The organism is Clostridium saudiense (assembly GCF_000577815.1).
Lineage (GTDB): Bacteria > Bacillota > Clostridia > Clostridiales > Clostridiaceae > Clostridium > Clostridium saudiense.
The window spans coordinates 12,773-33,067 of record NZ_CBYM010000022.1; the positions used below are offsets into that span (position 1 = coordinate 12,773).

A 20,295-nucleotide genomic window follows, 5' to 3' on the forward strand; every position below is an offset into this window, starting at 1 on the left:
TCAGAATATAAAATAAAAGCTCAAAAATATTATACTCTTGAGCTTGCTTAATTTTAACTTTTACAAATAAATGGTATTTTATTTATTTGAACAATATAAAAAGTTGGTGGCACATCCATATCTGTTCCCTTAATCCATATTAAATCATTATCTATACAAATAACTTTTCCTCTTGCTGGGTTATTTGAACGATCTATTGCATCAAGAGCAATATCAAAATTCTCTATATCATTATTTTGAGTTAAGAATTCTGCTATTTCGCTATTGCAATTAACGTCACTTTCACTTGGCAATCTACTCCAATCATATATCTTAGATAATTGATCCATGAATTCATCTAATTTCTCTTCTTTTACTACTAATGCAATGCCAATAATATCTGTTACTGGAATAAATATTTCTCTCATTAGGTTATCAAACCTACTTGGATAATCTACTGGAGTAATAATATTAGCAGTGTAACTTACTAGATTATTATTAACTACTAACTTTGGCATTTCATCTACAGCATCTATTCTATTAAATTCAGTATAAAATCTTAATCCATAGTGTGCTGCACTTGTATCAATTGTTAAATCTAATAAATCTGAATTCAAAATAAACTTTAAAGCTTTAGTAACACTTGATTTGCTCATAATATCTCCCCCCCTATTTTTTTATAATATATATTATGTTGCAACCTTGTTTACTGTTACATTCACACAAAAATTATATACAAATAAAAAACTATATCATTCTCTATTATTAAATCCATATTCTCTATCTAAACCTTTATCATTAATTAATATACTTTAAATAGTAAAAACTCTATAGATATAAAACCTATAGAGTTCTTACTTTACTATAATATTTTATTTTGAATTTTTAACTATGCTCTTATAACCTGCATATGTTACATAGAAATATCCTCCATATACTATAACAAGTATACCTAAAGTTAGTAATGCTGTTGGGCCTATATTAGGCTTTCCATATAAAGCTATAAACTTATTTACTACTGATATCCCAACAATTGAACTTACTATTGCAAGTATTAATGGCATTGCAAAATAAATTGCAGTTTGAGTAAATATAGTTTTATTTATCATCTTTTCTGTTGCACCAATTTTCTTTAATGCCTTATATCTATCACTACTATCACTAGCTTCTGATAATTGTTGAAGAGCAAGAACTGCTGCACTAGAAATTAAAAATACAACTCCTAAATATAATCCTATATAAAGTATCATTGTAGTAAGTCCTTTGCTAGCCTCATAAACTTGGCTTTTTGTAGCCCTTATCATTGGTAAATCATAAATTTCATCATATCTTCTAAAAGAATCAAATAGACTATTCATATCCTCTTCTTCAGCAGGATCATTAGGATTCTTATAATTCATATTCATATATGCTGCATTTAAAGTCATATCCTTAAAATCATCTGGTACTATAATCGTAAGTACATTATCTGCTAACTCAGAATTATATACAGCTTCATTTAAATATTCTTTATTAGCTACCTTATACTCTTTTCCAGCTATACTAACCTGTGGACTATTTTTAATAAAGTTTTTTACTGAATCCTTAGCTTCTGTAAAATTAGATGTAACTAATATTTCATTATCATTTATACTTAATGGTTCTTCACCATATAAACTTCTTATTTTATTATAATCTGAAATTTTAATAGTATCTATATATTCCCATCTGTGTTTTCCATTATCTAAGCTTTTTTTAAATTCTCCTACTGCATAATCTTTTAATATCATATTAGCATCTATACCATCTATTATATAACCATTGATAAATATAGGCTCTTTTCCATTAAAATCATAATTTATAGCTTTAAATACATCTTCCATACTTTTATACTTATTTTCTTCATCTGTAAATAACTTTACTGAAGCATCAAATGGAACAACTATACCTTTTTCTAAAGCACTTTTAAAGCTTAAACCAGTTGATAAAAGTACTATAGTTATAAATAACATAAGTGAAATTACTGTCATTGATACAAAGTTTGTATTTACTTTACTACTAATTTGTCTCGTAACAAAAATATTTAATTTTTTTAGATATATATTTTTACTTCTTTGAATTACCCCTAATAAGAACCCTGCGATTCCATAGAAAAATCCTGCCGTTCCAATTATTCCAAATACTATAGAAAGCTTAAATCCTAACTTGTCTGGATTTAGCCCACTTTTAGTTACTAAATAATAAGCTGTTCCTAAAATTATAATACCTGAAATAAATATAATTGATGAAATTATTGGATTCTTTATTTTAATATCTTCACTTTTTCTTGCTGCAGTTAACATATCAATTAATTTATATTTAGCTATAATCCTTGTATTAAATATCATTAAAACACCAAATATTAAAGCAAAGTATAATACTGTTTTTAAAATAGCACTACTTGATATTATAAATTTAAATTCTGTCATTCCAACGTCAAATAACTTAGCTGTAAATAATGATAAACCTTGTGATACAACTAATCCTAATAACAAACCTGCTATAAGTGATAAGACTCCAACTATTAAAGTTTCACTTAATAATATCTTTGATATTTTTCTTTTACTCATTCCAAGAGTCATATAAATTCCAAGTTCTTTTTTTCTTTTTTTAATTAAAAAATTATTTGCATATAGTATCAATCCACCTAAAATAAATGATACAAATACAGAAACATATGATATTAATGTTGTTACAAGTGACATATATTCTGCCTGATTTTTATTCATATCTAATAGTGCTTTTTGAGATTCTATTGAATTAAAACTATAAAATATACAAACTGCAAAAGCTATAGTTAAAAAGTATATTGTATAATCTTTAAATCTCTTTTTTACGTTATTTATTGCTATTTTAGAATACATTTTCTACATCCCCTCCAAGCAATGTTACTACTTCAATTATTCTATTAAAAAATTCTCTTCTTGTATCATTACCTCTTACTAATTCATTAAAAACTTTACCATCCTTAATAAATAAAATTCTATGAGCATAACTTGCAGTAAAAGCATCATGAGTAACCATTAAAATTGTTGCTTGTAAATCTTTATTTAATTTTTCAAAAGAATCTAAAAGTAATCTTGAAGATTTTGAATCTAATGCACCTGTAGGTTCATCAGCTAAAATTAATGATGGACTTGTTACAATAGCTCTTGCAGAAGCAATCCTTTGCTTTTGCCCTCCAGACATTTGATATGGATATTTATTTAAAACTTCTATAATGCCTAAGTTCTCTGCAACCTTTTTTATTTTATTATCTACCTCACTAGTTTTAACTCCTTGTATTGTTAATGCTAATGCTATATTTTCATAAGCTGTTAATGTATCTAAAAGATTAAAATCTTGGAATATAAATCCCAGTTCATCTTTTCTAAAGTTTTCTAATTGTTTTGATTTCATTTTAGTAATATCTTTATCATTTATTATAATATTACCTGTAGTTACGGTATCTATTGTAGAAATACAATTAAGCAATGTTGTTTTACCACTTCCTGATGGCCCCATTATTCCAACAAATTCACCTTTATCCACTCTAAAACTGATATTATCAATGGCTTTTGTTATATTATCTTTATTTCCATAATATTTTTCTATTTTTTCAACTTTTAATATATTTTTCATCTAATCTTCCCTCCAATTATTTTATATCTCTTAATTTAACAAACTATCTTCTTACTTTAAGTATTTGTAATCATCGCTGTCTTCATTATTTATTTTATATTAATGTTAGCAAAGTACATATTGAATTACATTTCAGTAATCTTACAAAATCGTAACTTTAATAATATTAAAACTTTTAATTTATTTAAGTTACATTAATATATTTTCAATAAAAAACTCACTTCTCCTACTATAGTTCTACTGCTCTTATGAAATTATCAAAAGGTTTGTCTTTATTACAATAAAAAAATAAAAAAATAAAAAAGTTAAACTCTTTTCATTCCTATACCTTTATAGAAATATTTAAAGTTCAACTTTTTTATTTTACTACTTCCATAGTTATTACATAATAATTTAAAAATCAGTAAACTTTCCTTGCGGAAAAACTATATTTACTTTAGTTCCTATATTTTCTTTTGAATTTAAACTTATTCCAATACCTAATTTATCACAAAGCTTTTTACATAAATAAAGTCCTATTCCTGTAGATTTTCCAAATTTCCGTCCATTTTCTCCAGTAAACCCTTTTTCAAATACCCTATCTATATCTTTTTCATTTATTCCAACACCATTGTCTTCTATAGTTAAAATAATATTATTTTCATTTACTTTTGAATATATCGAAACTTTTCCTTCATTAGGTATAGAAAACTTCACTGCATTTATTATAATTTGATTTATAATAAATTCTACCCATTTTTCATCACTAAAAATATTACCTTCTATACCTCTAATATCTAATTTTATATTCTTATTTATGAAATCCCTGCTATTGCTTTTAACAGATTTCATAACTACACTTCTTAATGAAAATTCTTTAATGATATAATCTTTACTTACATCACTACTCCTAGCATAATATAAAACTTGTTCAATAAATCCTTCTACTCTTTTCATTTCATAATTAATTCTTTCGCTTAAATTACTATTATCATTTTCTAAAATAAGCTTAGCTGATGCAATTGGAGTTTTTATTTCATGTACCCATGTTTCAATATATTCCCTGTATTCAATTTGTTCATCTTTATAATGCTTAACTTTTTCGTGCATAGATTTATTACATTGTTTTAAAACATCATTTATAATTCTTGCTTCTTGAAATCTAGGCTCTTCAATAACTTCTGGCAATAAATATTTTCTATCCAAATTTTCTACTGTATTAATTAAATTATTTAAATATCTTCTATATTTAATAAATTCCAAAAACATATATATTAGAATCGGGCCAAACCATATTAAAAATAATATTAATATTATATTTATTGATACTTTTACTATTTTCATTAATATTGCTACTAATAAAAACATTATCAAATTAATTATTAAAAAAATCATTCTTTCCTTTATAAATTCAATTATGCTCATATTTTACTTCCTTTTATCTTATGGAATAATATATCCTAACCCTCTTCTTGTTTCTATTACATTTTTAATTCCTATTTCATCAAGCTTTTTTCTTATTCTTGTAACATTTACAGATAAAGTATTATCATCTATAAACATTTCACAATCCCAAAGATAATTCATTAAGTTTTCTCTAGATACTATTTTTCCTTTATTTTTTATTAAATAAGAAAGAATCTTTAATTCATTTTTTGTTATTTCAATAGTTTTATCATTATAACTTATTGTTCCATTTGATAAATTTACTTTCATGTCTTTATATTCTAATATATCTACTTGAGTCGAATTTCTATTTACTCTCTTTAAAATTGATTCAATTCTTGCTAATAAAATTTGTGTATTATATGGTTTGGTTACAAAATCATCAGCACCTAAATTCATACTCATTAATTCATCAATATCACTATCCCTACTAGTTACAACTATTATTGGAATTTCTGAAAACTTTCTAACTTCTCTACATATGTAATATCCGTCAAATATAGGTAAATTTATATCTAACAATATTAGGTCAGCCTTACTTTCTTTTATATTTTCTATTACATTTTCAAAGTTATCTGGTGCTTCTATTTGATATCCATATCTAGATAAAAAAATACTTAACTCATCTCTAATTGTTTTTTCATCTTCCACAATAAAAATTTTACTCATTTTATACTCCTCATATAATTATAAAATAAAAAGCTTTGTTAATATTTATATATATTAATCAAAGCTTAATTAACATTATAATATATTTCATTTACCAATATGTATATTAAACATAATTTTTATCTTCGAACTAATTTAAATTTTTCTTCATCATAACCAGCAAACATTACTAATCCAACTACTTTTATAACTTCAATTATTTTTTTCATCAATAATCAGCTCCTTGTTTTATCTTACGATGTACTTTTATTATATTAATTAATTCTTTATTTTCATATTTATGTTTATTACATTTATCTTTCATTATTGTAACTTTTAATTAGAGTCCAAAATAATTGTAACTTTTAATTAGAGTCCAAAATACTTTGCTATTTATAATATCTCATACTTAAATTAATACTATAGTCATTATCTTTTATCCTATAAATTATTTTCCCAAAACTACTAAATTTATTCATTACTTATATTTAAAAACTTATCTTATTTAATCTTTGAATATTAGATAAAAAATAGTAAAAAATATATTTAGTCTTATTATTTAAAGGAGAAAGCTATGAAACTAACTAATGATATTAATATTAATGTAAAGAAATTACGGGAAGAATTAAATTTAGGTAAAAGCTTTGATGTAATTGAAAGAATAATAGAAGTCCATAATCATAAGTATTACTTTTATTTTCTTGATGGCTTTGTAAAAGATACAAATATGGAATATGTTCGTAGAGATATTTATAATTTAGATGAAAAAGATTTTAATAGCATAAAAAACGCTACAGATTTAGTTGAAAAAGCCCTATGCTCAATTGAAGCTTCTACCGAAAGTGATATTGGTAATATAATTACTGCTATACTTTGTGGTCAAACAGCTATGTTATGCGAAAACTTTGATGAAGCAGTACTATTAGATTATAGAACTTATCCTGCAAGAGGTGTTGAAGAACCTGAAAAAGAAAAGGTTCTTAGGGGTGCCCACGATGGCTTTGTTGAAACAATAGTTTTTAATACAGCTTTAATCAGAAGAAGAATTCGCGATCCTCACCTTACTTTTGAAATGCATAATATAGGTAGTATTTCAAAAACCGATATTGCTATTGGATTTTTAGCAGGAACAGTTAAAGAAGATACCCTTAGTAAAATTAGAGATATGATTGATAATTTAAAAGTTAAATCATTAACTTTAGGAGATCAAAGTTTAATAGAATTACTTAATTCATCAAGTTGGCTTAATCCATTTCCTAAGGTGAAATTTACTGAAAGACCTGATGTTGCAGCTGCACAGATAATTGAAGGTAGTGTTATTATATTGATAGATAATATGCCATCTGCTTTAATATTTCCATCTAATGTTTTTGACTTTATTCAATCTATAGATGATTATTATATGCCAGTGCTTACAGGTAACTATCAAAAACTAATTAGAGCATTAGTACTTTTAGTAAATGTATTTTTAACACCGGTATATGTTTTACTTACAGATAATCCAACTTGGCTTGCTGGTCCACTTAGTTTTTTATTGCCTAAAGATTCATATACAATACCATTATTCTTACAATTTATTATTGGTGAATTTGCTGTAGATGGTTTAAAATTAGCTTCATTAAATACACCAAATGTTTTAGGAACATCTTTATCAATTATTGGTGGTTTAATATTAGGTGATTATGCTGTTCAATCTGGATGGTTTATTCCTCAAAGTATCTTATATATGGCAATTGTTTCTCTTTCAAGCTTTGTTCAACCTAGTGTAGAGTTAACATTTGCATTAAAGTTTATTAGATTAATCCTACTTGTATTTACTGGCCTCTTTGGTACTTGGGGCTTTATTGCGGGAATAATTATAAGTATAGCAATTGTAGCTTCAACTAAAACACTTACTGGTGAAAGTTATCTTTATCCATTAATACCTTTCAATTGGAGCGCTTTAAAGCACTTATTATTTAGAACTAAGAAAACAGCAAGTAAAAAATAGTAAATTATAAAGATTAGTTTTTTATATATTAAATATAATACTTAAATTAATTTGATATAATAAAACTAAAATTTAATATATTAAAAGACTCGGAGGTTTTTAAATGTTTGATGAAAATACATATAAAGAAGATATTCAAGTATTTAAAGAAATAAATTCTACACAAGCAGATAAATTATTGTCTGAAGAAAACTTAGCTGTTGTTTATATAGGAAGAGAAACTTGTCCTTATTGTCGTAAATTTGCTAAAAAATTAAGTGGATTATCAGATGAAATTAATACAACTATATATTATGTAAATAGTGAGTCTTTCTCTGATAATAATCTTAAGGCATTTAGAGAAAAATATAATATTGTAACTGTTCCTGGATTTATTGTTAATAAAAGTGGCAAAATAGAAGTTAAATGTGATTCTTCTACTCCAGAAGATGAAATTTTAAAAATGATAAATTAATATTTTAAGTATAATAATAAAAGCAAGCTGTATTTACTTTTGAAAATACTACTTGCTTTTATTTTTTCTTAATTTATCCTTTTAACTAAGCACCCATTCCAATAATCATACCTATAACATATGGTATAAGCCATACTGCCCATACAAATATACTAAACTTATGAAATTTAGCTTTTTGCTCTTCATTATTTTTATATAATACCCAAGTTACCCATCCTACATGAAATAACATTAAAACTATAGCTAAAGTTCCTGTTATACCATGAATAATTTACTTGAACTTGAAATAGAATCAACTTCTTGACATATTTAAAGTTCCTGTAGTATCAAATAACTATTTCTACTTTTATAACTTTAATAGCACTAATTAGCATTCATTTTGAACAACTTTTTCTTGTACTTCATGCATCTTTTTCATTACAAATCTAGCAATAGGTTGTGCTATAAAAATCTCTACAGCAAATGCAATTGCAAAATTTCTTGGCCATTTATAAAAGAAGTTATAAATCGGCTCCATAGTAATTTTCCCAAAACCAATCCATGTTCCAATTATCGTTAGTAATATTGACATTAAGAATACTGTACATAATGTGTTTACTATAATATGTGCATTAAAACTATCTTCTTTTTTTATTATTTTTCCAGTTAACCAGTCCGCTGGCTTATGTGTAAGTAAAACAACTATAATAACACTAATCCATATGAATGGTACAACTCTCATAGCTTCTCCCCATACAGTAATATTAAATCCAATTTCAAAGCAAGTTATTAGTGGTGCAATTATACATACAGATATAACTGAAATAATTGCTATAAAAATTGTCATCTCCTTTTTATTTCTTGGTAACTTCATATAAAATTCCATATTATTTTTCTCCCTTAAATTTATTTTATATCAAAAAAATAAGCGTGGAACCAATTAGTTGATTCCACGCTGAACAATTATACGCGCATAAATTTCTTTTATCATTATATCTAAAATTTATTTTTATTTCAAGAAATATTTTATTATTTAGTCAAATTTAAAATCTAAACAACCTACTTACAGTATTAATTAGTAATTATTTTAATAAATTTCTTTTTGCCTATTTGAACTATAATTTCTGAAGCTAATTTAAGCTCTTCAATATTACTTATTTTCTCCTCATTTATTTTAACTCCACCTTGAGTTACTAATCTTCTAAATTCATTTTTACTCTTAGCTAATCCATTACTTACAATTATTTCAGATAAATTAAAATCATCATTCTTAACTTTAATTACTTTTATATCATCTGGAATTTGTCTCTTTTGAAATACGGTTCTAAATCTTTCTTCTGCATCTCTAACTGCATCTTTACCATGGTATAATTCAACAATTGCTCTAGCTAATTGTATTTTTATATCCCTTGGATTTATACTATCTTCTTCTAAACTCTTCTTTATCTCTGCTACTTTATCCGGATGAATGTCTGTAACTAACTCAAAGTATTTAACAATTAAATTATCTGGAACAGTCATAGTTTTTTCAAACATTACTGTTGCTTCTTCATCAATTCCAATGTAATTACCCAAACTCTTACTCATCTTATTTATACCATCCAAACCTTCAAGTAGTGGCATCATTATTGTACATTGCGGTTCTTGACCAAATTCCTTTTGTAACATTCTACCCATAAGTAAATTAAACCTTTGATCTGTACCACCAAGTTCAATATCAGCTTTTAATTCTACTGAATCAAAACCTTGCATTAAAGGGTAAAAGAATTCATGAATACTTATAGGCATTTGATTTTCATATCTCTTTTTAAAATCTTCCCTTTCAAGCATTCTGGCAACTGTCATCTTAGATCCTAATCTAATTACATCCTCAAAATTCATCTTAGATAACCACTCACTGTTAAATCTAACTTCAGTTTTATTCTTATCTAAAACCTTAAAAATCTGTATTTCATATGTTTTAGCATTTTCTAAAACTTGTTCCGTTGTTAGTGCTTTTCTAGCTTGTGATTTTCCTGTTGGATCACCTATCTTTCCTGTAAAATCACCAATTACTATTACTATTTTGTGTCCTAAATCTTGAAGTTGTTTAAGCTTTCTTAAAACTACTGTATGTCCTAAATGAATATCAGGAGCACTTGGATCTAATCCTAACTTTACTGTTAAACTTTTTCCTTGCTGTAATTTTTCTCTTAATTCTTCTAAACCTATTATTTCATCTACACCTTTTAATATTATCTTGATTTGTTCATTTACATCTATCATTTTACTTTCCTCCAATAATTACTTTTTTCTTAAACTGACGTGCACTTTACTTTAAGAAACTATATATAAATTGTGCAATTATTTTTAAATACAAAAAAGCTCTCATCCTATATGAATAGGACGAGAGCATTACTCACGTGTTACCACCTAAATTTATCATTATCTCACAATAACAACCTCTTCAAGTACGCCAAAAAAATTTTGGTTATACTCTAGCACTATAACGTGTGCATTACGACATCTGCCTACTGGTTGTTATCTTTCGGAGTGCTACTCAGAGATGTATTCAAATTAACTTGTTATGTTCCTTTCACCAACCGGAACCTCTCTTTATAACTCTATTAATTTTACTCTTTCTCTTCAAAGCTTTATATTATTATAATTCATTATATTCCATTATTATTTTTTGTCAACAAAATATTTATAATATAAATTAATTTAATAAATATCTGATAATTCTAAAACTGTTTTATCACGATTATATTCATATATTTCCTCTAATTCATCTTCTATTTTTATGTTTGGTAACTGAACTTCAAAAGTACTTCCTTTACCTAAAACACTTTCTACAGTTACATTTCCATTATGAATATCTATCATTGATTTTACTATACTTAAACCTACTCCGCTACCTTCATTTAATCTATTTAACGAATTATCTCCTCTTGAAAATCTATCAAATATTTTACCCTTTATTTTTTCATCGATACCAATTCCATTATCACTAACAATAAATCTTATTATATCACTTTCTAAAATTAAATTTATTTTTATATATCCATTATTTTTTGAATATTTAATAGCATTAGACAGTAAATTCAATACTATTTTTTCAATCATATTAGGATCACATTTAATATAATGTTCTTCTACATTAGTATCAAATTCAATATCAATATTTTTAGACATTCCATATGGAATTATGGATAAAGCTATCTCCTCTATAAGTGATACTATTTCATAGTTCCCAAAATTAGGTTTTATCATTCCTACATCTATTTTTGTTAAATCTATTATATTATTTATTAGTCTTAACATCCTCTTACAATTTAAAGCTAAATATGGACTATGTTTTTTATATTTATAAACAAACTCTTCTTTATCACCATCACTAAAACTATCTAAAAGTTGCACACTCGAAGCAAAAATATTTAATGGTGTTTTTAATTCATGTGAAAGAGTAGATATAAACTCGGCTTTTTTTATATCATTTAGTTTATGAGCCTGAATTTCAGATTCTAGTCTAATATTATTAGAAATATTAATATAACTAACCAAAATTTGATTTTCACCTTTATCTGAATGAATAAGTTGAATAAAACAATCAATTATTTCATCTTTTTTAACATCTGTAAGTATCCCTCTCCACATTCCAGTTCTTTTTAATTCCCTTAATATTTCTGGTATTTTCTCTTTTACATCTTCAATTTCAAGTATTAATTCTCTAAATTTCTCATTACTGATATCATTTGAAAATCCTTCTTTAATTTTGTTATTCATATAAGATACATTAAACTTATTATCACAAATAAACATATATGTATGACTATTATAATGCGCTAAATTATAAAATTTTTGCAATTCTTCATTTAGAATTTTTGATTCTTCATACAATAAATATAATTCTATTACTGTTCCAATAATTACACTAATAAAAGATATATAGGTAATTAATATTGATGTTAGCATTATATCAAAATATAAACCAGTATGAGCATATATTGCATATATAGCCTTTATTCCTAATAAAGCTAAGCTAACACTAAAACATCCTACTATTACACTTTTTTCCTTTAATGATATAAAAATCAACCTGATGGCAATAATATAATATGAGATAAATAAAAATACATTATAGTATACAAATACACTATCAGGTATATTTAAAATTGTTCCTCTTAAATACTTTTCAATTATTCCTACTATAAATGAATATATAACAACAAATATTAATGAAAAACCCCTATTCTCTTTTATAAATTTATATAATTTACTTTTTGGAAAAAGAATAGTGTAAAGTATTAGCATTCTTAATATTGATGTAGAAATCATTATATAATCAGAAATATAAAATTCATTACTTATAAAAGTAAAATAATCAAATTGATCTGTAATTATTCCAATAACTAACCCTATATATACTAATATTAATGTAAATACTGTATTTTTCTTTGTTTTTTTATATAAAATTGAACAACTTATAACTGAAATAATAGCTAAAAAACTATTAATCATCTTTAATAATTCTAATGTAGCTGATAAATATTCTTTATTATTGCCTGTTATAAATATTTTATAAACAAAAAATGTTATCAGAACTAAAGCTAACATTAAAAAAACACTTATTATATCACTTGCCTTTTCAGCTACAGTGTTTTTTTTTATAGATACCTCTCCCATACAACATCTCCCCTTTAACCATTAATACTCAACAAAAGTTTTTCTGTATTAATACCTTTTTTTATATTTTATACCCTTTTTCTTTATTTTTCTATATTTTTTTATTATGATTAAACATTTTATTTAATATTCAAAACTCCTTTTTGCCACATTTTTTCACTTTTTTACATTAATTTAGGAATATTACAAATCTATAACTCATTAAAAATAAAAAACCTTAATCAACTTCTTATATTTGATTAAGGTTAAAATAAGTATTTAAAATATAAACTTCTTCTTTATTCTTTAAAAATTGATTACCAATATTAATATTCAACACTATAATATTTTTATTCTATATCATAATTAATTTAATATATCCAATATCTAAAATTGCTTTTCCAAATCCATCCTCTAAAAACTCTAAAACAGCTTCAGAATTATTTGAAATAACTCTAGAAAATACTACAATATATTCCTTAATATCTTCAATTGATATTTCATTTTTATTATTAGTATAATATTTTAAAAATACCGTATATCTCATTAATAAATATTCTAATATTATAAGTTGAAAACTAAGTGCAAGCTCTTGAAAATCTTCACTAGTACACTCACTTAAGATTTTAGATACTATACAATTTTCTATTAACTCATTATATTGTTCAAATGTTTTTTTATAGATTATCCATTTATTAATATAATTCTTATCTTTCTTACTTTCTGAAAATTTATATATTTCTCTTAATGAATTTTCTAATCCTTCAACATCCTTATAATTTTCAGTAATATCTAAAAATAAATAATTTAATTCCTCTATTGCTTCTTCTATATTAAATTCAATTTCACTAAATGCTCTTAGTACGTTACTAATATATTTATCACTTTTATATTCTTTTAATATTTGATTTTTACTTATATCATTACTTAACATATTAATTAATATATCAAAACAAAGTATTAATTTATCATCTAATGACAACTTTTTCTCTTGAATAATATAAATTAATAATTCCCTAACCTTATACATTGTAGATTTTTCCTCAATTATTTTATTATCTGAAGAAATCATTTTAATTTTTCCTTTTAATTTACTTATATTTTCTACAACTTCTGGACATGCGCATGATAATGTAATTTCTTTTCTTCCTTCAAGTACATTTTCAATTCTAGGGAACTTTTTACATGTTAATGATAAACATTCCTCACCATCATTTTTTACTATATTACACAATCCCTTATTATCTAAAAATGGACACTTTTCTTGAGTTTCTTTATTTATAAAATACTCAACTTCATCATCATTAATTATTTCTATTACATTTTGTAATATATAATTTTTTTTATTATTCTTCCACTTAATATAAGTGTTATTATCAATATTTACATCCCATCCTGAACAACATGTAAACTTACATTTATCAGCAGTACATCTAAAATAATCATAATTTTGTATCTTAAAAATTTTCACTTCTTTATTCATATGTCACTAACTCCATTTCGATGTTATTACTTTATTATAAGCTACATGCTTAAGAAATTATATTATACTTAATATAATTATCAATTACTTTCATTTTATAAAATAACTTAAAATAAATTTTTCAGTACATTGTTTTATATTGTTTGAATAATACTTTAACATCTACCACCCTAATTTTTGATCTTTTACTGTAAAATGGCTACTATCATTTTTAAATTCAATATTAAAATTATTATTTTCATCTACATTAATTTTAGTTAAAGTTGATTGTCCCATAACTTCTGAATTTACCTCATTGTCTTTAAAGTAATACATAATAGCTTTAAGAGTTATTCCATGAGCTACAATTAAAATAGTTTTTCCTATATTTGCTTTTATTATTTTATTCATAGTATTAGCAACCCTAGCCCTAACTTCATTTAAATTTTCACCGTTTGGTGCTGATAATTCAGTATTACCTTTCATAATTAGGCCTATATCCCAATTAGGATTTTCTTTCATAACCTCATCAGTTTTTCTTCCTTCATAATCACCAAAACACATTTCCATAAATCCGTCATCAGTTATAATTTCAACATCTTTATCACCTTTAATAATTTTAGCTGTTTCAAATGCTCTTTCAATTGGGCTAGAATAAATAATATCTATATGTATATTTTTAAGTCTATCTCGTAGCTCTTTAGCTCTTTCTATTCCATCTTCAGTTAATGGTGAGTTTCCTCTTCCCTGTAATCTTTTTTCCAAGTTCCATAAAGTTTGACCATGTCTTGTTAAATAAATTGTTGTATTCATAAACTAATCCCCTCATAATATATTACCTTTTATAATTATATATTTCATTACTTATATAGATAGTTCATCTATTGCTACTCACTTACTATTTCAGCTTCAACATATGGAATTTCATCTACACCATATTCTTTTCTAATTACTTCAGTATCAATATCAATTCCACCAAAAACTATTTCTATTTCTTTGTTAATTATTGATACCTCAGTTACTTGCATCTTATTTAAATCAATTAGTCCTTGTTCTTTATAATATCTATTAATAAGTTTATCTACTTCTAATTTAAAATCATTTCCCTCAAAGCTTATACCTTCTAAATCAGTAAAAACATTTATTACATAATTAAAAACTTTTTTTGATATAGAATTCACTATATTCATTTTTAAAATTTTAAAACTGTTTATATTTAAATAAACACTATTAAATTTAACCTTTGAAATGTTTAATTCTGTTTCAATATTTATATTCATTCCTAAAAATTGAACTATTCCAATTAATCTTATTTCATCATTAATAAATATATCAGTTATATTAATTTTATTTTGTAACTTTAAAAAGTTCTTTATATCGGTCTTTGTTACTCCTACTATCATCTTTTTTAATTTCATGTGATTTTCCTCCCTAGTATTTCATACTAATTTTCCTTATCTACTATTTGTAATTATAACATATCATTTATTACTAAACTTTTAAAAGTAATGAATCTTATTTCATTAACCTCATCATTTATTAATATATCCATTTTATTTAGCATTACATTAAACTCCTTAACAAATTCATATTCAATCTATCACTCTTTCTTAGCAGTAACATTTTCCTCGCCTTTTACATATTTTACATTAGAATGTTTTAGTTATTTTTACCAAAAGTAACTTTATAAAGAGGTTGTTTATATTATGACAAAACTTAAATTTGCTACTACTTATAGCTTTGATTATTCGCTAACACCAAACTCAATTATTGAGTGCCAAAATGGTGATTATATAATTGTTGGAAAAGCTCATAATAAAGACTCTCATTCATCTGCCTTTGCTATAAGAGTGAATTACAAAGGTAATGTAATTTGGAAAAAAATATATAGTTCCCCACTTCCTCAATTTTTTACTTCAATAATTCAAACAACTAATGGTGATTTAGTAGCTACCGGTATATATTATTATTCTGAATATGCTAGTGATGAATATACTTGGATAGTTAAACTAGATGAAAACGGAAATATTGTTTGGCAAAAAACACTAGGATTTGTTGGTATGCAATCTGAAGGTTATGATATTTGTGCCACATCTGATGGTGGATTTGCCATAACTAGTTTATTTTATAATGGTACTTCTTATAAGACTAGAATCTTCAAATTTAATAATGAATATGAGTTACAGTGGGATGAATTATTCGATATAGGTGTTGCTTTTTCAATAGTTGAAACCATGGATAATGGATTTATGTTGTCTGGAGCTATAAATACATTAAATTCATCTTTAAATAATATTTTTATATTAAGAATAGATTCAAATGGAAAAAAATTATGGGATAGGATTTATAGTGAATTTATAGATAGCGATATTGTAAATTCATCTATTATTGAAATGAAAAATGGACATTTTGCTGTAGTAGCAAAATCTATTATCTTCGAAATAAATTCTATTGGTAATATTGTATGGTCGAAAAAAAATTCCAATTATAAATTAAATAATATAATTCAATCAAAAGAAGGTAATTATATTATTTCTGGATCTTCAACAATTAATAATAACTCTCATGCTTTTATTGAATGTATAGGAAGCAATAACCAAGAAAGTTTATGGAGTACTACAGAATTGCTGTACCCTAGTGAAACTACAGATTTAATTTTATCTAAAGAGGATTACCTTGTTACTTGTGGTTATGCACCTATAAATACAGATAAATCGTTAGTTTGCTTTGCCTTATTTAGTTATTAATTACTTGATTTTAAATAAAAAAACAAATGGATTATTTAAAGGAATTTTATATTAACTCCTTAAGATAATCCATTTTTTCGTTCTCCACTGATAAAGTACAATAAAAAATTAGTATTATGATTAATTATTATAGAAAGCTTCTATGCTTCATTTACATTCATTAATACCTTTTTATTTATGCTGTTAGTTATATAATCGAATCCCTTACTATATAATGCTCCAAAAACATTATTTATAATACGGAATATTATCGCTCCTCCAAGTCCTAAAATAGGTGTTGCTGCAGCTAAGGCACCAAATGCATTAAATACTACTTGCCATTTATAAGTTGCACTAAATCCAACCATTATTCCACCCATAAGCCCTATAAAACTTCTAAATTCCTCTGGAAGTAAAATATAAATACATCCATATATTATAGATCCAATAATCATATATTTCATTCTATCTTTATAACGTATTTCTATCTGCTCCCTATCTGGATGAAATATTGACATACATGCAATTCCTATCCACATAGCTCTTGGAATGTGTAAAAGCTCTCCAATTAATACTGATGAAGTTACCACAAAAGCAAATTTAAATTGCCATTTTGTTCTTTCTGTATTAAAATCAATATCTTTTATCATATTAGAAAATTTATTTTCAAACTTTATTTTTCTTTGTTTTATATAAAATATTGATGTCACTAAAATCCCTGCAAAAATTAATCCTATAATACGATTAAAAAGAACTTGTTCATTATCAATCTTATATCCATATAAAAGAAGATATGATAATACAAGTATACTATGATTAAATAATTTTACATTATGGCATGTTAAAATTAATATACTTATTATTGAAAGAAAATTTATTACAAATCCTAATATGGGATTTGATATACTTGCAAAATAAGGCACCACTGCAAAAATGCAAAATACCCCAAATATAGTTAATGCTGATTGTCCAACATTAAAATCTAAATTTGAAAATCTAAAATGTAATAAAGCTAAAACTGCTACAACTCCAACTATACTATTTTCCGATCCAAAAACTGCCCCAAAACTAACAATAACAAACATACAAAACATAAGATTTAACACTGTTCTTAATATAATTGCTGCTATATACTTATTTCTTATTTCTTTGCTTTCAGCATTCTTTATTAGTGGTTTTAAACTATTAGCTCCTAATTGTATAGCTTGATAAAAACTCATTATTCTAATTCCCCCTCTTCTCCTATTTTTTTATTAGCCATTTCTATAAAATACATTAATTCTAAAAAATCCTTATCACCTAATTTTCTTCGCAGATTATATATTGGCCCTAAATAGAACTTAAGTATTTCATCTACTTTTTTTTCACCAGCTTCTGTAATAAAAATACTATAACTTCTTTTATCATGAGAATCTTGCTTTTTAACTACATATCCAGCTTGGCTTAACCCCTCTATTAATCTACTTATTATAGTTTTACTAACACACATCGCCTTACTAAGCCTTAACGGAGTCATTCCTCCATTATTAATTATAAGTTGAGATAATAAATCTAAATGCTGAGTTGATATTTCATGTTCTTTTGTAACACGACGTATAAGTAATCTACTAAATAATCTGATTTCATTCATATTCTCAACCATTGTTATCCAATCATTATTTTCCATAATCACAACACCCTCTAACTAATATAAGAAAAAGTAGTTTACTTTGTGAACTACTTTTAAATTTATTTTATTCTAAAAGTTTTTTTTTGTCAAACACTTAGTCTAAAACAACTTAAACTACTATGATAAAATAATTCAATAAAAAAATGATATCATTGCTAAATCATGATACCATTCTTATTATTAACTAATATATAATTTTTATATAAAATAATTAATCTTATATTTTTAATCTATTAAAGTAATACTTTCTTCAATTTTTTCATCTTTATTGTTTTTATAATCTATTTCTGAGATCTCTATCTTTTTCTTTAGCTTATTAGATACATTTTTATATCCTGGCAATAAAAATGCATCTGCAAATATCCAAGCAATAGGACTTGCAAAACAAACAGCTGTAAATCCAAACATAGGTACTAAAATAAATCCACAAAGTGCCCTTGCTATCATTTCACAAATACCTGCAAAAATTGCAAATGTTGAATATCCCATACCTTGAATTGTGAAACGAACAACATTTACAATACATAGTGGTATAAAAAATGCTGCTGATGTTACTAAACATTGCTTAACCATTAAAAGCAGTTCTGTTTCTCCTGCATTAACAAATAATAATGCTATAGTTTCACCAAAGAAAATTGATACTACTAATGCTATTATAGAATATACTGATCCAATTAATAAACTTTTCTTTATTCCTTCACTGATACGACTTAATTTTTTTGCTCCTACATTTTGTCCCGCATATGTTGCCATAGTTGACCCTAAAGCATCAAAAGGACAACATAAGAACATTGAAATTTTACTTGAAGCCGTAACAGCTGCTACAACAAGAGAGCCAAGCCCGTTTACTGCCGTTTGTAAAATTACACTTCCTATAGCAGTAATGGAGTATTGTAATCCCATTGGAATGCCCATATAACAAAGCCTACTTATATAATGTCCATTTAATTTTAACTCATCTTTTTCAAACTTTAGTATCTTATATTTTTTCATCATAAATATAGTACACCAAATTCCAGCCACGGCCTGTGCTATAATTGTTGCCCATGCAGCCCCTGCAACACCCATTTTAAACACAATTATAAATACTAAATCTAAAACTATATTTATTATTGATGACATAATTAAAAACATTAACGGTGTTTTACTATCTCCAAGAGAACGAATAATTCCTGATGATAAATTATAAAGATATGTTGCTGGTATTCCTAAAAATATTACAAAAATATAACTATATGCTCCATCTATAATATCACTTGGTGTATTCATCCATTCCAAAATACTTCTACAAAGAACACATACAATCATAGTCATAACAATAGAAAAAATAGCTGCTAAAACAGCACTATTAAATACATACTTACGTAACTTCTTATAATTATTTGCTCCAAATTTTTGTGCAACAGGTATAGCAAACCCATTACATACTCCCATACAAAATCCAATTATCATAAAGTTTATTGAACCAGTTGAACCTACTTCAGCTAAAGCACTTACCCCTAAATATTTACCAACAATAATTGTATCCACCATACTATAGAGTTGTTGAAATAACATTCCTAACAGCAGTGGTACTGAAAATCCTAAAATAAGCTTAAATACATTTCCTTGTGTTAAATCTTTAACTTCATTACTCCTCATAATTTTTCCTCTTCATATTTATATTTAATTTTATTTTTT

17 protein-coding genes, 1 pseudogene and 1 other annotated feature are annotated in these 20,295 nt (G+C 25.0%); of the genes and pseudogenes, 3 read left to right on the top strand and 15 right to left on the bottom strand.

Annotation, left to right across the window (positions count from 1 at the left end; genetic code table 11):
- Positions 1–53: 53 nt before the first annotated feature.
- The 5 genes from TY07_RS11065 to TY07_RS11085 form a co-directional block, all read right to left on the bottom strand.
- Positions 54–635, bottom strand: coding sequence for a hypothetical protein (locus tag TY07_RS11065; protein ID WP_042399577.1), 582 nt, complete (start codon positions 633–635; stop codon positions 54–56).
- A gap of 216 nt (positions 636–851) precedes the next feature.
- Positions 852–2,861, bottom strand: a complete 2,010-nt coding sequence (locus TY07_RS11070; protein ID WP_042399580.1) for an ABC transporter permease — start codon at positions 2,859–2,861, stop codon at positions 852–854.
- A complete protein-coding gene (locus TY07_RS11075) occupies positions 2,851–3,618 on the bottom strand; it encodes an ABC transporter ATP-binding protein (protein ID WP_042399584.1) in 768 nt (255 codons plus the stop codon). The genes TY07_RS11070 and TY07_RS11075 overlap by 11 nt, the downstream gene beginning before the upstream one ends.
- A gap of 393 nt (positions 3,619–4,011) precedes the next feature.
- The gene (locus TY07_RS11080) at positions 4,012–5,022 is read right to left on the bottom strand and encodes a sensor histidine kinase (RefSeq protein ID WP_042399587.1); all 1,011 of its coding nucleotides are present in this window, start codon (positions 5,020–5,022) and stop codon (positions 4,012–4,014) included.
- An 18-nt stretch (positions 5,023–5,040) separates the two neighbouring features.
- Positions 5,041–5,712 (bottom strand): response regulator transcription factor, encoded by a 672-nt coding sequence (locus TY07_RS11085; protein WP_042399590.1) that lies wholly within the window; start codon positions 5,710–5,712, stop codon positions 5,041–5,043.
- A 553-nt stretch (positions 5,713–6,265) separates the two neighbouring features.
- On the opposite strand from TY07_RS11085, the gene TY07_RS11090 reads away from it, so the two are divergent.
- Complete coding sequence (locus TY07_RS11090; RefSeq protein ID WP_042399592.1) at positions 6,266–7,681, top strand: spore germination protein; 1,416 nt, start codon at positions 6,266–6,268, stop codon at positions 7,679–7,681.
- Positions 7,682–7,784: 103 nt separating this feature from the next.
- Complete coding sequence (locus tag TY07_RS11095; protein WP_042399595.1) at positions 7,785–8,135, top strand: DUF6568 family protein; 351 nt, start codon at positions 7,785–7,787, stop codon at positions 8,133–8,135.
- Positions 8,136–8,220: 85 nt separating this feature from the next.
- Here the strand turns inward: TY07_RS11095 and TY07_RS11100 are convergent.
- From TY07_RS11100 to TY07_RS11130, 7 genes and pseudogenes are all read right to left on the bottom strand, one after another.
- Positions 8,221–8,403, bottom strand: a pseudogene (locus tag TY07_RS11100) (HsmA family protein); the annotation flags it as partial.
- Between the two features lie 99 nt (positions 8,404–8,502).
- On the bottom strand, positions 8,503–9,000 hold the full coding sequence (locus TY07_RS11105) for a DUF2798 domain-containing protein (protein ID WP_042399598.1): 498 nt from the start codon (positions 8,998–9,000) through the stop codon (positions 8,503–8,505).
- Positions 9,001–9,185: 185 nt separating this feature from the next.
- Positions 9,186–10,379, bottom strand: coding sequence for a tyrosine--tRNA ligase (gene tyrS / locus TY07_RS11110; protein ID WP_042399602.1), 1,194 nt, complete (start codon positions 10,377–10,379; stop codon positions 9,186–9,188).
- Between the two features lie 113 nt (positions 10,380–10,492).
- Positions 10,493–10,752: a binding site (T-box leader), on the bottom strand.
- Positions 10,753–10,817: 65 nt separating this feature from the next.
- Positions 10,818–12,779 (bottom strand): sensor histidine kinase, encoded by a 1,962-nt coding sequence (locus TY07_RS11115; protein ID WP_042399605.1) that lies wholly within the window; start codon positions 12,777–12,779, stop codon positions 10,818–10,820.
- Positions 12,780–13,113: 334 nt separating this feature from the next.
- Entirely contained in the window at positions 13,114–14,241 is a 1,128-nt protein-coding gene (gene fliB, locus TY07_RS11120; RefSeq protein WP_042399608.1) for a flagellin lysine-N-methylase, read from the bottom strand.
- Between the two features lie 162 nt (positions 14,242–14,403).
- On the bottom strand, positions 14,404–15,033 hold the full coding sequence (locus TY07_RS11125; RefSeq protein ID WP_042399612.1) for a histidine phosphatase family protein: 630 nt from the start codon (positions 15,031–15,033) through the stop codon (positions 14,404–14,406).
- Between the two features lie 74 nt (positions 15,034–15,107).
- A complete protein-coding gene (locus TY07_RS11130; RefSeq protein ID WP_042399615.1) occupies positions 15,108–15,638 on the bottom strand; it encodes a hypothetical protein in 531 nt (176 codons plus the stop codon).
- Positions 15,639–15,926: 288 nt separating this feature from the next.
- Between TY07_RS11130 and TY07_RS11135 the strand changes: the two genes are divergently transcribed.
- The gene (locus TY07_RS11135; RefSeq protein WP_042399618.1) at positions 15,927–16,967 is read left to right on the top strand and encodes a hypothetical protein; all 1,041 of its coding nucleotides are present in this window, start codon (positions 15,927–15,929) and stop codon (positions 16,965–16,967) included.
- Between the two features lie 140 nt (positions 16,968–17,107).
- Here the strand turns inward: TY07_RS11135 and TY07_RS11140 are convergent, their stop codons facing one another.
- From TY07_RS11140 to TY07_RS11150, 3 genes are all read right to left on the bottom strand, one after another.
- Positions 17,108–18,166: an FUSC family protein gene (locus TY07_RS11140; RefSeq protein ID WP_042399621.1), complete on the bottom strand. Its 1,059-nt coding sequence runs from the start codon at positions 18,164–18,166 to the stop codon at positions 17,108–17,110.
- Positions 18,166–18,612, bottom strand: a complete 447-nt coding sequence (locus TY07_RS11145; protein WP_042399623.1) for a MarR family winged helix-turn-helix transcriptional regulator — start codon at positions 18,610–18,612, stop codon at positions 18,166–18,168. Before TY07_RS11145 ends, TY07_RS11140 begins: the two co-directional genes overlap by 1 nt.
- A gap of 228 nt (positions 18,613–18,840) precedes the next feature.
- Positions 18,841–20,256, bottom strand: a complete 1,416-nt coding sequence (locus TY07_RS11150) for an MATE family efflux transporter (RefSeq protein ID WP_042399627.1) — start codon at positions 20,254–20,256, stop codon at positions 18,841–18,843.
- Positions 20,257–20,295 lie beyond the last annotated feature (39 nt).